This window comes from Povalibacter sp., from assembly GCF_036520495.1.
Classification (GTDB): Bacteria; Pseudomonadota; Gammaproteobacteria; order Steroidobacterales; family Steroidobacteraceae; genus Steroidobacter.
In genome coordinates, this window is the sequence record NZ_DATDJO010000059.1 from 1 (window position 1) to 14174 (window position 14174).

At 59.5% G+C, this 14174-nt stretch carries 10 protein-coding genes and 1 pseudogene; 6 read left to right on the plus strand and 5 right to left on the minus strand.

Going from position 1 to position 14174, the window contains the following annotated elements; genetic code table 11:
• From VIZ63_RS20020 to VIZ63_RS20030, 3 genes are all read right to left on the minus strand, one after another.
• Window positions 1-895: TonB-dependent receptor plug domain-containing protein (locus VIZ63_RS20020; RefSeq protein ID WP_331611529.1), on the minus strand; the 895-nt coding region annotated here is incomplete at its 3' end.
• Between the two features lie 223 nt (window positions 896-1118).
• Window positions 1119-2117, minus strand: coding sequence for a FecR family protein (locus VIZ63_RS20025; RefSeq protein ID WP_331611530.1), 999 nt, complete (start codon window positions 2115-2117; stop codon window positions 1119-1121).
• Window positions 2114-2731 carry an RNA polymerase sigma factor gene (locus VIZ63_RS20030; protein ID WP_331611531.1) on the minus strand — a complete coding sequence of 206 codons (618 nt, stop codon included), beginning with the start codon at window positions 2729-2731 and terminating at the stop codon, window positions 2114-2116. Before VIZ63_RS20030 ends, VIZ63_RS20025 begins: the two co-directional genes overlap by 4 nt.
• A gap of 732 nt (window positions 2732-3463) precedes the next feature.
• Here VIZ63_RS20030 and VIZ63_RS20035 point away from each other — a divergent pair.
• Window positions 3464-4240, plus strand: coding sequence for a GntR family transcriptional regulator (locus tag VIZ63_RS20035; protein ID WP_331611533.1), 777 nt, complete (start codon window positions 3464-3466; stop codon window positions 4238-4240).
• A gap of 333 nt (window positions 4241-4573) precedes the next feature.
• Here VIZ63_RS20035 and VIZ63_RS25755 read toward each other — a convergent pair.
• A pseudogene (locus VIZ63_RS25755) lies at window positions 4574-4825 on the minus strand (transposase); the annotation flags it as partial.
• A gap of 136 nt (window positions 4826-4961) precedes the next feature.
• Between VIZ63_RS25755 and VIZ63_RS20045 the strand changes: the two are divergent.
• Window positions 4962-6085 (plus strand): IS3 family transposase gene (locus tag VIZ63_RS20045; RefSeq protein ID WP_414703821.1). Its coding sequence is split into 2 segments (ribosomal slippage): window positions 4962-5217 and window positions 5217-6085, totalling 1125 coding nucleotides; the frame shifts between segments, so codons are not numbered across the junction.
• Here VIZ63_RS20045 and VIZ63_RS20050 read toward each other — a convergent pair.
• Complete coding sequence (locus VIZ63_RS20050) at window positions 6066-6779, minus strand: hypothetical protein (RefSeq protein ID WP_331611536.1); 714 nt, start codon at window positions 6777-6779, stop codon at window positions 6066-6068. The two genes, VIZ63_RS20045 and VIZ63_RS20050, sit on opposite strands and share 20 nt — an antisense overlap.
• A gap of 861 nt (window positions 6780-7640) precedes the next feature.
• On the opposite strand from VIZ63_RS20050, the gene VIZ63_RS20055 reads away from it, so the two are divergent.
• The 4 genes from VIZ63_RS20055 to VIZ63_RS20070 all read left to right on the plus strand — a co-directional run bounded on the left by VIZ63_RS20055 (window position 7641) and on the right by VIZ63_RS20070 (window position 14142).
• On the plus strand, window positions 7641-8156 hold the full coding sequence (locus tag VIZ63_RS20055) for a sigma-70 family RNA polymerase sigma factor (protein WP_331611537.1): 516 nt from the start codon (window positions 7641-7643) through the stop codon (window positions 8154-8156).
• A 3-nt stretch (window positions 8157-8159) separates the two neighbouring features.
• On the plus strand, window positions 8160-9332 hold the full coding sequence (locus VIZ63_RS20060; RefSeq protein ID WP_331611538.1) for a FecR family protein: 1173 nt from the start codon (window positions 8160-8162) through the stop codon (window positions 9330-9332).
• Between the two features lie 136 nt (window positions 9333-9468).
• On the plus strand, window positions 9469-12120 hold the full coding sequence (locus VIZ63_RS20065; protein ID WP_331611539.1) for a TonB-dependent receptor: 2652 nt from the start codon (window positions 9469-9471) through the stop codon (window positions 12118-12120).
• A 219-nt stretch (window positions 12121-12339) separates the two neighbouring features.
• Window positions 12340-14142, plus strand: coding sequence for an alpha/beta hydrolase (locus VIZ63_RS20070; protein WP_331611540.1), 1803 nt, complete (start codon window positions 12340-12342; stop codon window positions 14140-14142).
• Window positions 14143-14174 lie beyond the last annotated feature (32 nt).

Genomic DNA, 14174 nt, shown 5'->3' on the forward strand with positions numbered 1-14174 from the left:
CATCCAGACGCGTGAAGGTCTTGCCCGAACAGGTGTCGATGTCGCGACTGCGGATCATGCCGGCAGCCGGTGGACCATCGTCGTCGCGTTGAAAGTACGCACGGAACTTCATCGAGAGATTCTCGATCGGCTCGGCATACAACACCCCGGAGAAGAAGTTGGAGGCCTCCACACCCAGCTCCCCACCATCGGTGGCGGTCCACTCGCTGCCGCGTCGATAGGCGCGGGTGTTGACCTGGTAGGCGAGCTTTCCAGGGATGAGCGGCCCGGAGTGCAGGGCGCTCACGTCGTACTTCTCATAGCTGGCCGCCGACATATCCAGCTCCGTGCGGAACTCGTACAGATCGGGGTTGCGGGTGATGAAGTTGATTGCGCCTGCGAAGGTATTGCGGCCGAAGAAGGCAGACTGTGGGCCTTTGATGACCTCTACGCGCTCCAGGTCCTGCAGGCCGATGGAGTTGGCAGTGCCCAGCACGAAGATGCCATCGATGAACAGCGACGTCGGTTGCAGGTGATCCAGGTGCGAGTCAGAGGTGACTCCGCGCAGACGGATGCGTGAATCGACGCGCCCGGCGCGCACGCCGCCGCTGCGCGGATTGAACGACATGCCAGGTGTCTGCAGGGCCAGGTCTCCCAAGTCGCGAAATCCCGCTTCCTGGATCTGCTCCTGTGAGAACGCCGAGATCGCCAACGGGATATCTTGCAACCGCTCCTCTCGCTTGCGTGCAGTGACGACGATGGTCTCATGCTGACTGAAATTTACATCGGTTTCGTTCTCGGCGGTTGGACGCTGCGGCGAAGTCTCGATGGGCCCTTCGGGGCGGCGCCGTACGATCACAGTGCGCGCGTCCGCGAATACGAACTCGAGGCGCGTACCAGCGAGGAGGGCCTGCAACGCGCCCTCTCGAGAGTGCACTCCTTTTAGGCCAGGACTCCGCAGGTCTTGTACGGCCTGCGGCGAAAACATGACGTACAGGTCGGAACGTCGCGCAAACTGATGCAAGGCGGGCCCGAGAGGCTGGGTGGCGATGTTGTACAGGACGGCGGACTGTTCGGCTGCTCGCGCCCCATTCCAGTTCAGAGCGAGTGCGTAGAGGAGTAACGCCGTGGCGCGCATATCAACGCCCGCCGGATACCTCGATATACCCCGGCATCCGTATGACTTGCAGCCCGAAAAGTGTCTGCAGCGCATGGAGCACGGACTCTATCGAATCAGTCTCGAACTCGCCGCTGACCTGAATGCTCGACAGGCTTTGATCGGTCAAGACGATCGGTACTGGGCTATAGCGATTCAGTTCTTTGAGAACCTGTCCAAGGCTCGCGGCGTCGAAACTGAGCTTACCGTCGCGCCAGCCCAGCGCGCGCCCCATTTGAGCAACGCTGACAGGCCCGATCACGTTGCCAACGCGGGTGAAGTCCAACTGCTGATTGGCGGTGAGACGAATTGGCTCCCGTCCATCTGACGACACCGTTACGATGCCCTCAAGAACGATGACAGTGGCCCTGTCGTCCTGCAGATGAACGTTGAACTCCGTTCCTACGGCATTCACCGAGTGCCCCATCGCGAGCACTGAAAAGGGGCGTGCCGGATCCTTCGTCACATTGAAAAAAGCTTCACCTTCCTCCAAATCTATTCGCCGGTACCCTGCGCCGACCGTCATGCGTAACTTGGTATGCGTGTTGAGCTGAGCGCTCGAGCCATCGAGAAGCTCGACGGTGCGTTGCTCTCCAATGGCCGTTGAATACGCGTGCGTCAGAGGCGCGGACTCGGGGTAGTGCATCAACCGGTAACCCAATGCGCTGGCGATCACCATAGAAGCAGCCAGTGAGCCCCAGAAGGAAGCGCGGCGTACCGTGGTAGTTCTCCCTTGCGTCGGTGCGGCGTTGGGAGTCAGGGTCTCGCGCAGCTCTGGGTCACTTGCCAGGAGCTTCACGCTGTTGCTGATCTGCCGGCACGCCTCGTACGCGTGGGCATGATCCGCATTTTCCTGGAGCCAGGAATCCAATTGCGATCGATCCTCTGTCGAAAGAGGGCCACGCAGCTCGCGTGCGAACCAACGTGCTGCCTCTGATGCGACAAAGCGGCGGCGGTCAGTAGATGTCGGGTCGCAGTTCACAGGCAGTGTTCCAGCTTTTCCTGAAGCAACAACAGCGTCTCGCTCATGTAGCGCTCTACGCTTCGGATGGATATACCAAGACGTTCGCCGATTTCCCTGTAGCTCAGCTCTTCCATGCGGCTGAGCAGAAAAACCTGCCGATGATCAGGCGGCAGGGTCAGGAGCACGCGCTTTAAGATCTCAAGCCCCTCGTGCGATTGCAGCAGGTTCTCTGGTGTCTCGCCGTGCGAAGTGGATCCGCTTCCGGATCCCAAAATACGGGCATCGTGTTCCGCGCGCGCCCTGCGCTGGCGGTCACGATCCAGGATAACGTTGCGGGCCGTCAGTAGCAGGTACCCGCGAGGGCGGTCCATCAAGTTGGCAGCGTCGACGTGTTGCATGATGCGCACATAAACGTCTTGCACCACGTCAGGTGCCTCCTCTTTGTTGGTAACGCGTCGTCGCACGAAGCGCCGCAGCACGTCGTCATGATCCCGAATAAGGCTGGACAGCAGTTCGTTGCTCGAAACATCCGGGTCGCCGTTCGATCGGAGCGCATCCTGCGATGGGCTCCAGCGTCGCATAAGACGGTTCATAGTGATCATCAGGCTGCAAAGGTAATCTTTCTGCCACACGGGCTACGCATGATGGCTGCCGTCCATCCGGCGTCGCGCGCCTCCAAGGGACTGACTACCTCGCATGATGCGAGGCGCTGAGAAACAGTTCGTGCGGCATGTGGCTCAAGAGCGTCTTCAGCAGCAACGGAGCCTCCATACACGCAGGCAATAACGCGGTCAGTCGGGTGCTCGAGCATCCTTAGCAGCATCCCGTGGAATGAACTGTCCAATTCACGAATTCGGACCATGAATCCCTCGGCGCGCAGTTCGGTTTTGCGCTATGCATCTCTACGGTTGCAGTACTGAAATACGTTAGCCGTCAGCTTCGCGGCGAAAGCTACTGCGTATGTCTCAAATAAAGCGCGCAGATCGAAGCGTTGTTGATGTTCTGATCGCTCCGTTTAGTGGCGATGGTGCCTTGATCCGCTGTGATTCTGACGAATCCTTCTTCTTGCGAATGCCCGATGCTTCGCGCACCGGCGTCCGGCTCGCGTCGGTTGCATTCGCAATCCCATGTTCAGTGATTTGCGTCGTGCCGAGATAGATGGCCCTCGTACGACGCGATTACACGTCGGCATACAAGCTAGCGTTGATCAGCCAACATCTGGGGAGTCTCCTCCAGCAAATTCGTCGAGAAATATGTATACAATGGACGCGGTATGCAGCGCAAGTCACCCGGCGTCTGTAAATCTCTGGACGGTTATGAGGTTGTTAGAGACTTTGATTTACGGCTAGAAAGGGGAGTAGAGCATGCGGGCATCCGACCTTGCTTATACGACTGTGCGCGACCGGATCGTGCGCGGGATCTATCTTGGTGCGTCGCGAATCACTGAGCAGGAAATTGCGGATTCGACAGGGGTCAGCCGTACGCCAGTGCGTGAGGCGTTACGACGCCTGCAGGCGGAGGGTTTTGTCAGGGTCACTGCAAATCATGGGGCCATCGTCACTGATTTGACAGAACAGGACATCACCGATGTCTTTGATCTGCGCGCGCTCCTTGAGCCGTACGGCGCCGCGCGCGCAGCGCAGGTGATCACCCCAGAAGGCGTTGGGGAGCTTCGCGGACTCGCGGAAGAACAGCATCGCGAAAGTATCGCCCGCTCACCGGGGTTCTCGGTCCGTATACGGGAGCTCAATAACTCGTTTCATCAGGTTTTGCACGGGTTCTCTGGCAATCCGCGGCTCACGGCCATGTTGCCGGTATTAATGGCGGCTCCGCTGGTCCTGAAGGCATTTGAGACGTACAAGCCTTCCGAACTGTTACGCAGTGTGTCCCACCATCTGGAGATCGTGAGCGCGTTGGAGGTGCGAGATTCCGAGTGGGCTGCCTCGATCATGCGCAGTCACATCCAGGCAGCTCGCAGGAGTTCGTTGCGACCCACCGCACAGTTCGTCACTGCGCAAGTAGTTCAATCGGGTGCGAAATCAGAAGGATCTGAAGTTCGTCTCACTCATCAAACCGGATATCGCGACCAACGCTTGGCAGCGTCTCCTGGATGCATTGAGTTTCCAGAGGACCCTGATTGATGAAGTACATCACTACACTCCGGCACTGGCGACCAACGACAGAGATTAGCGTCGTAATCGAGCGGCAAGCCCGAAGCACACTCAAAAGAATGCGCCTCTTCAAAGATTCATGCTCCTAATGCACCGCCCGAAGTTTGTATGCAATTGAGTCCGCAGCAGATAACCTTTTCCGCCTGCCATTGCGGCGTGAGCAGTTAACGGCATCAACAAAAACTACTAACGAGGCTGTAGTAAAACCCGCTTTTGCAGCGGCAGCGTAAGGGTCAGTTGGTTCATTTCAGTGCTTCAGTCCGGATTGGCGTGACAAGGCGAAGCGATTGCATCGATTCAAGGTCATGCAGCTCCCCTTCTTCTCATCATCCGTTCTTCTCTTCCGTGGCGTTGGATCTTCTCAATGTTGTGAACCAGACAGAAAAGCTGCCATTGTGTGTTCACTTTTCGCTTGCCGCGCAGCGTGAACCGCTTTAGCCGCTTGGTGTTGCGGATGTTGCCGAACACCGGCTCCACAATCCCCAGCCGCCGAGCGTATTCGTAGCGGCCGCGCTCGCTATCGATCCTACGCTTCATTCTATCCAGGTATTTCTCGCGCCTCTTCGGTGCGTAAGCTCCCCTGCATCGTAGACACCTGGAGCTAGACTCTCCCACTGAGGAGGGTCCGACGTCCCCCCTGTTTTGAGTAGCACGGTGATTTAGAGTCCGACCCCAAGTGAGGAGGTTGGACGTGAAGACGAAGCGATACACCGAGGAGCAGATCATCGGATTCCTGCGAGAGGCGGACGCCGGCGTGCCGGTGAAGGATCTGTGCCGTAAGCGCGGATTCTCGGAGGCGAGCTACTACCTGTGGCGGAACAAGTTCGGCGGGATGGACGTGTCGGATGCGCGGCGGCTGAAGGCATTGGAGACCGAGAACGCCAAGCTGAAGAAGTTGCTGGCCGAGTCGATGCTTGAGAACGAGGTGACGCGTGAGGCGTTACGAAAAAAGTGGTAAGCGCACCGGCTCGACGCGAGCTGGTGCGCTGGATGATGCCGCAGGGATTGTCGCAGCGGCAGGCGTTGCGAATCGTGAAGATGAGTGCGAGCTCATTTCGCTATCAGCCGGCCCCAGATCGCAATGCAGCCTTACGTCAACGGATCGTGCAGCTGGCCCATCGGCATCGGCGCTACGGCGCCGGAATGATCTACCTGAAGCTGCGGCAGGCAGGTCACGGCGTGAACCACAAGCGAGTGGATCGGCTGTACGCGCTGGAGAGGCTGCAAATCAAGCGTCGGCGACGCAAGAAGGTGCCGGTGGCGGATCGTCAGCCGCTGACCCGGCCCGAGGCGGCCAACGAAGTGTGGTCGATGGACTTCGTGTTCGATCGTGTCGCGGGTGGTCGGTCGATCAAGAGTCTGACGATCGTGGACGATGCGACACACGAATCGGTGGCGATCGTTCCCGCCCACAACATCAGCGGTCACCAGGTCGTTCGCATTCTCGAGCAGATCGGTTCGTTCCGTGGCCTGCCCAGGATCATTCGCACGGACAACGGCAAGGAGTTCTGCGGCAAGGCGATGCTGACCTGGGCGCACGAGCGAGGCATCGCGCTAAGACTCATCGAACCGGGCAAGCCGAATCAGAACGCCTATATCGAGTCGTTCAATGGTCGATTCCGCGACGAGTGCCTGAACGAGCACTGGTTCACCAGCCTCGCCCATGCACAGGTCGTCATCGAGGCCTGGCGACGCGAGTACAACGGGGAGCGACCGAGGAAGGCACTCGGCGGACTGACGCCGGCTGCCTACGCAAAGCAATTGGCAACCAAGACGGTTACAGTAACGTCGGACTCTAATTCAAACCGCTACTGAAGGCGGGGGGACGTCGAGTAAACGGTAAGCTCGTGCGGATTCGCTCAAGAGTCTCGACCACCAGTGCGCCATCGCGGACCACGATCGGCGCGGCCTCCGTCCGTCCACTCGCGATGTCGGTCAGCACGAGGCTGTACACGAAACTGCCGCGGTTGATTGGCCCACAGTGCGCAACCAAGTCCATCTCGACGCTGCCTGGCGGCGGCTCATGCCAGTCGGCGAACGTGCGTATCCTGATTCGTCTGCGCGGCTCCGGCATTGCTCGTGGCATTTTCCTAAGTCGCGTTGCATTTCGTGGCGCCTGCAACAGACGGTCGATTGTTGCAGCACTCATGGAAACGACCTTCGAGCGAATGTCTTCGTTGAGCCTTAGATGCCCGTTGCGCTCCAACGCAGCCAATAGCATGGGCACTAGAGCCTTCAGGCGTTTACTGCATACGCGATCGGAGGCTTCCCACAGCACTATCAAGGCTGCTCGCGCAGCTTCATCGTAGAGCGGTGACTTTCGCCGCGTGCGGCGTGCCTTCGTGGGCGAGGCATTCAACACGCGAATTGCTGACTTCTCGTGATAACCAGTTGCCGCGATAAACTCATCCAGGATTTGACGCTTCGCTTTGCCAGAGCTGGCGCGGTAGCGACTTCGGATGGCTTCGGTTAGAGCTGATCGCGCCGAGCGGGGCATTTTGGAATTCATGATGTCTCCCTTCGTGGAGACACCATCGTTACATACGCTCTAGCGGTTGCAATTCAGGTGAGGCAACGAGGCCGCCAAATAACATTCCTTATGAGGCAATGCGACATTTCGGCGCGATTGCAGCGGAAACCCGGGCGCTCGAACCATCTCTGATACTCGCAGGCGGGCCAAACAAGCGCGCCACTAATACTTGGAATCAGTCTTCGAAGTCGGTGATGCAGGCGAATACGATAGGTGATGTCCCGCTCTGGAGTGCATGGACGGACGGAAGGGGCACTATGTTGTCGGTGAGTTCTGCCGCCGTCCGCGCGAGTAACGTTGCAGGCGCCGTATCGAGGTGCCGGCTATCTTTAATAGTGTTTCAAGCGTCGGTTTTCATTGCCCACGTTCTTTAGGCCAATGAAGGCTCCTTTCATGACCTCCCGAGAGCGCCGCATCGCGGATAAGGGCAGGGGAAGGCACTGGCGTCTCGCGGTCGCAGAACCAGCCCCACCGCGGCCGGCGTTCTGATTCGCATTCGCTTCTTCGAGAATGGGCAGGGCGCCCCCAGATGCAGTCTCGATGAAGATATTCCAGAAAGGAATCCCGATGAATCAATCGATCGGGAGTGGGCGCGCTCAATAACTCCGGCGGGCGCCGCCGTTCGATAGTCTCCGTATCCCCTATAAATCGATGTGCGCAGAGCGGTCAATTGCGCGCCTGAGGGCTCGACTGTCGCTCATGGGTGTGTCCATCACCGCCTGCCACGTGGTGTCCGAAGGGCCGTCGAGGCGAAATTGTCGGTACCCGATTTCTCGCAATCCCACTCTTACTCACTGGACGAGGCTTGCCTCGCATGAGAACGCCCAGGGTGATGAGTCGGTGACAGACAGTCCAAAGGCACTGGTCGAACGATTGTTTGTGGCGCACGGGTCGGCGCTGCGGGCATTCTTTCGTCGACGCATTCGCGCTAGGCCGGAGGCGCCGGACCTCACGCAAGAGGTGTACTTGCGCATGCTGCGCGTCACGGACGCCGAGCTCATTCGCAATCCCGAAGGCTATCTCTATACGGTTGCACACAATCTGCTGAAGGAGCGCGCGGTCATCGAGCGACGTCAGCGCGCGGATCGGGTACAGATCAACGCGGAGATCGAGGAAATGCTCGCGGACTTCGCGCTTCCGGAGGATGCCGTGGATCGCGAGCGGCAGATCGTTCGTTTACGCGAAGTGCTCTTGCAGTTGACGCCCAAGTGCCGCGCCACGCTCGTGCTCCAGTATCGTCATGGTTTCAGCTATCAGGAGATCGGTGATCAACTCGGCATCTCGACAAGCATGGTCAAGAAGTATCTCGCGCAGGCGCTCGCCGTGTGCAGGCAGCGTATGCATCGGATGAGGTGAGGAATGGCCAACTTGGATGAACTGAGCGACAGTCTCATTGCCCAGCGCGCGGCCGAATGGTTCGTCGCGCACCGTGGTGGCGAGCTGAGCGCGGGTGAACGCGAGGCGTTTGTGTCGTGGCTCAAGGCTTCGCCTGAGCACATACGGGAGTACCTCGCGATCGCGCATCTGTCCAGCGATCTCGCCGAGGCGGCGCGAAGTATCGACGTTGAGATCGAAGCGCTGTTGCAATGTGCCGCTGAGGATCGAGGCGCAAGCGTAATTCCGCTGCGTCTGGATACACCGGCTTCGGCACCTTCGAGTGAGACGCCGCCAGGGGTCTCTCGGCGCAGTGGGCTGCGCGTCGGTCTCATCGCGGCAAGTCTGTGCGCATTCGCCATCACGGCGGTCCTGACGTTCCGCGACGGTGAACGGTTCGGCCTGCCACAAACATACGAAACTGCTCACGCGGCGCAGACGAGCTGGCGTTTGCCCGATGGCTCGGTAATGCACCTGAACAGCGACTCGCGCGTGACGGTTCGATTCTCAGGGAAAGAGCGCTTGATCCACCTCGCACGGGGCCAGGCGCATTTTCAGGTCACTCACGATCCGCAGCGCCGCTTCCGTGTAACCGTTGATGGAGTCGACGTCATCGCGGTGGGTACGGCTTTCGATGTCTATCGGCGTCCGCGAGCTACCGTCGTTACGGTTGTCGAGGGCAAGGTGGCTGTCGTTCAGCAGCCCGCAGTTGCGCGCACGGACGGGTGGGGTGGAACGCAGGATGCTCCGGCAACTTCCGCAGTTGCCGGGAAAGGTGGCTTTGACCGAGCTGGGAAGGTATCGACTCGCATCGAGCTGGCAGCTGGTCAACGTGTCGAGATGAGTGCGGGGAGCAGCGCGCCGGAACTGACTCAGGTCACCCTTCGTGAAGGTTCTGCATGGCTGCAGCGGCAGATCGTCTTCGATCAGATGCGCCTCGAGGACGTTGCCGATGAGTTCAATCGATACGGTCAAACACAGCTTCTTATCGAAGACGAGCAGCTCAAAGATCTGCGCATGAGCGGTGCGTTCAGCGCGTACGACATGGATTCATTCGTCGCATCGATTCGACGACTCGACGGTATTTCAGTCGAGTCGGCTTCGGGTCGCATCGAGGTGCACCGGGCACGCCCTGTTGAAAAAACAGATCAACAGTAAAAATAGTGGTGCCCATATCGAGCGCACGACCCTCTTATGTACCTGAGCACACGCCGTGCTTGGGGAGAGATTGCAGATGACAATTAATAGCCGCTCGAATAACGGCCGTTCGAAGCTTCTTGCTTGCTGCGTCCTGATGAGTCTCGGAGCTGCCAACGCGCAGAATGCCGCCATCTCATCGTCTTACATCGAGGCGCAGCCGCTACGACAAGCGCTCAGCGAGTTTGCGAAGCAAACTGGTCTGCAGCTGATCTATGCATCTGACGATGCGGAGGGGCACATCGCAAGGCAGGTAGCCAACGGCCTCACCCCGGCTGAAGCGCTCGAACAAATGCTCGACGGCACGGGGCTCGCGTACGAGTTCGTGAACAATAGAACGGTGCGCATCTACTCACCCCCTGCCTTTCAAAAGATCTCGACGACCGATCGCGCCGGTTTCACACGAGTAGCGGCGGAGAATTTCTCATCCGATGTTCCATCGCAGTCCAGCGCGACTGAGGCAAAGGGAGCGACGCTGGAAGAAATCATCGTCACATCCCGTAAGACCGAAGAGAATCTTCAAGAGGTTCCCCTTGCGATCACCGCCTTGTCATCGGCGGCCCTGGAGAATGCCGGCGTTCGCAGCATTGCCGGTGTCGTCGCGTTGACTCCCGGTCTCTCCGTGAACGGTGACAGTCAGGAGCGCGGCATGCAGCCGAGCATCCGTGGTCTCAGCTTCGCTGGCGGAGCAGGCCAGGAAGGGAACGTCGCGGTGATGCTCGACGGCATTTACATTGCAAACGCCGGTGCGATGAGCCTGGGCCTGATGGATTTCGAGCGTGTCGAAATCGTCAAGGGACCGCAGAGCGCGCTCTACGGTCACAACGCATTCGCCGGCGCCATCAATTACGTCTCGAAGGCCCCGCCCGACAAGCTCGAAGGAAAAGTGGAAGTTCGTGCCGGCGACTACGACACGTTCAGCTCCACGGCTTCGGTCGGCGGCCCGCTCGTGGAAGGTTTGCTGGCTGCTCGTGTGGCAGTGGGCTACGACGAGGCCGGCGGCTTCTTCAAGGATCCGGTCAACGGCAAGGAACTCGGCGGTCACGAGAAGAAGAACGCCAGCTTCAGCGCCCGTCTGACCCCGAACGATTGGAGCACCTACGATCTCGGTCTCTACTACGGCGACGACATCTTCGGCCGCCGGATGCGCGCCAACTTCGATTACAACTGCGCACCTGAAGATGGCGAGTTCACGTATTACTGCGGCGAGCTGCCTTCCACGGAATCAGTGTTGCCGCTGGTGGCTCCGAACTACGAGCCGTCCGATGCAGCCGGCAATGGTCGTGAGGTCAAACATGCGCGCCTGAAGGCCACCTACGATCTGGATGCGGTCAAGGTCGACGTGATCTTCGGCATGTTCGATGTGAAGTCGTTCAACTACTCCGAATACCACGGTGTCCGCGACGGTGTGCCGTTCGGGCTGGTTGGCGGCGGCACAGTGAACCTGCCTGGCTTCTTCGGCAACAAGTTCAACAACAAGGATTACAGCGGCGAAATCCGCGTGTCGTCCCATGAGAATCAGCCCCTGCGCTGGGCGACCGGTGTTTATTTCTACGATAAGGATCAGGAAGTCCTGACGAACATTGCGTACGACTCCGATCCGATTCCTGCTGGCCGTGAGGTCATCTGCCCAGGCGGCTATGCCTGCAACTGGCTGACCCCTGGCGGCAGAACCGATGGCTTTGGTGGCCGCACGCTCGGGACCACCACGCAGACATCGGTATTCGGCAGCCTCGCGTACGACGTAACGGATGCGCTGACGGTTTCGGCCGAAGCTCGTTACACATACGAAGAGAAGACCAGCAACGTGATCACCAACGCGATTCGCCCGGGCGACGATGCTGACGGTCCGGATGGTCAGGAAGGCGATTGGGATTTCGTGAATCCGCGCTTCACGGCGAACTACAAGCTGACAGACGATCACATGCTGTACGCGTCGGCGGCGAAGGGCACGAAGGCTGGCGGCTTCAACTCGAGCGCCACGCTTGCTGACGAGATCACCTACGGACCTGAGAACAACTGGACGTACGAGATCGGCGCCAAGAACACGCTGCTGGACGGCCGTATGCGCCTGAATGTCGCGGCCTTCTATGTCGACTGGACGGAGCTGCAGATCGATGTCGACTCCAAGGATCTGACCAACCCCGGTGGCGTGACGCAGAACTTCGGTTCGGTCACGGCAATGGGTGGCGAAATCGAAGTCGCAGCCCAGCTGTTCCAGGGTGTTCTACTGAATGCCGGCGTTGCCTACACGAACCCGGAATTCAACGACGACGCCTATGACTACGGCGGTGTCGATCTGTGTCTGCTGTTGCCCGCTACCTGCGGCACGCGCGTGATCACGGATGCACCAAGTCCTATCGGCCCGGTTTCTGCCGTGCGGCTGGACGGGCTGATTCGGCCGCAGGTCAGCGAATGGCAGTACACCCTCGGTCTGGACGTCAGGCAGCCGCTGCTCGATACGTGGGATTGGTTCGCCAACGTCAACTACAAGTACGAGTCGAAGCAGTTCACTGAAGTAAACAACGAGACCTGGGTGCCTGCTCGCCACAATGTGGGGCTGCAGTTGGGTGTCGAGAACGACCACCTGCGAGTGACTTTCTGGGCGCAGAACCTGACCGACGATCTCACGCCGTATTCGACCGGTGGTGGTCAGGGCCTGACTCGCTGGAACGACTTCTCCTCAGTGCCGGCCATGGACGTGTCCAGCGGTCGACGTGTCGGCGCTACAGTGAACTACTCGTTCTGAGCCTCGAGAAAGCCCGCGCGCCGACAGGTTCGCGGGCTTTCTCTGCTGCAGCGGCGTCCGCTCGAGGGGCGCCGGCTGCGAGAGATCTCGTGAAGCATCACGAAGCGGCCCTCCAGACTCCAGTGCGGTCTCCCGCCAGCGGACGGGCATGCATTCGAGAACCGGTCGCCGCGAGACGAGAACAACAAACAATCTGCTATCTCAGACGGTGTGCCTGTAATGAAGATTGATCGTCGCGATTTCATGTTGTCTTCCGCGTCAGCTTCGCTCGCATTGTTCGCGGCCAGTACGACGCTCGCGCAAGCGGCAAATGCGGCGGCGACCGGCACTACTCCACGAGTACGCCGTCGTTACGTTCGCGTTGGCTCGCGCAATATTCACTACATGACCGCAGGCGAAGGCTCGCCCGTCGTCCTGATCCATGGCTCTCCCGGTGACTCGTCGTTCTTCAATGAGGAACTGCCCGAGCTCGCTACCAAGTACGCAGTCTATGCATTCGATTCGCCGGGCTTCGGTCGCTCCGAGCCGCCGCCGCTCGAAGAGCGGGACGTCGCATTCCTCGCGGACAGGATTGCCGGCGCAATGCGCGCGCTCAAGTTGCCGCCTGCCGTGATTTATGGATTCCATACCGGCGCCGCCGTGGCGATGGAAATAGCTGCGCGTCAGCCGGACGTGGTTCGTGCGCTGATGTTGGATGGCGTGCCCATGTTCAACGACCAGGAACTATCGACCTGGTTTCCAGAATTCTTTCTGCCGATGGTTCCCGACAAACTGGGCGGCCAGTTCACTTCCTTCTGGACTCGCTGTCGCGACCAAGGCATCTGGTTTCCCTGGAGCTACAAGAAGCCCGAGCATGCAATGCGACAGGGCGTGGAGGCGACGGCAGAGATCCAGGACATCATGCGCAGAATCGTGCAGCCGGCACGGACGTACGTTCCGACGTTCCGCAGCGCCGTACACTACGGCCCGCGAGTGCAGGGCATCTTGTCGAAGATCACTCAGCCAACGGTGATCCTGTGCGCGGAAGGCGATGTGCTCGCGGGTCACCTGGACAGACTGCCGCCGCTGCGTTCCAACCAGAGCATCAAGCTGGTGGCGACGGCCGAGGAAGTTCACGCGAACCGCGATCAGCTGCTGCTGCAGTTCGCGGGTACTGCTCGTGCGCCGTCGATTGCCACGGCTGTTCCGGTTCCTCTCGATGCCGGCGTCAATGCCCACGTCCTGGAGTTGCCGGACGGTCGCGAAATCTTCATGCGTGTGGCTGGCAAGACCAATCTGCCACCGCTGCTGCTCATTCACGACGCGCCGGGTACGTCGCATATGCATCTGCCGCTGATCGAAGCGCTGTCAGCGCACGCGCGGGTGTATGCGGTCGATCTGCCTGGATGCGGCGAGTCCGCACCGTTCGCGACGACATCACCGACGACGGCAGACTACGCCGAGACATTGCGCTCCGTCATGGTTGCGCTCGGTCTGAAGCGGGCTGCTGTCTACGGTATTGGCTTCGGCAGCTCGGTGGCTCTGGACCTGGCAACACGCCATCCGAAGATGGTGGACAGCGTCGTGCTGCAATCGGTGCTGCTGCCTTCGGCGCAGGAACGTCAGGATCTGGCGCAGAACTATGCACCTGCCATCGAACTGAAAGCCGATGGGTCACACTGGTATGCGACCTGGCTCATGCTGCGTGATTCCGTGGCGTTCTGGCCCTGGTACAACACTTCACCCGATGCCCTGAGAAGCGCTTACAGCGCCGACGCCTTCGATGCCGATCGTTTGCACGATCGCACAGTAGAGGTGATGAAGCGATACGGGTCCTACCAGCACGTGATCAATGCCGCGCTGAGTCAGGACGCGCTGCTCTTGCTCGGTCAGCTGAAGAGCAAGACTGTCCTTTGTACGGACGTCACTCATCCATTTTCTGTCTACGACGAGACGTTGGTGAAGAGCCGGCCTGATTCCCTGACTCTGCAAGCCAGGGGTGTCGAGCACGTCGCGCAGCTGGCTCGCATGATTGGAATCTGATGGCTGCTGAGTGCGTTTGGCTTTCGCAAGTA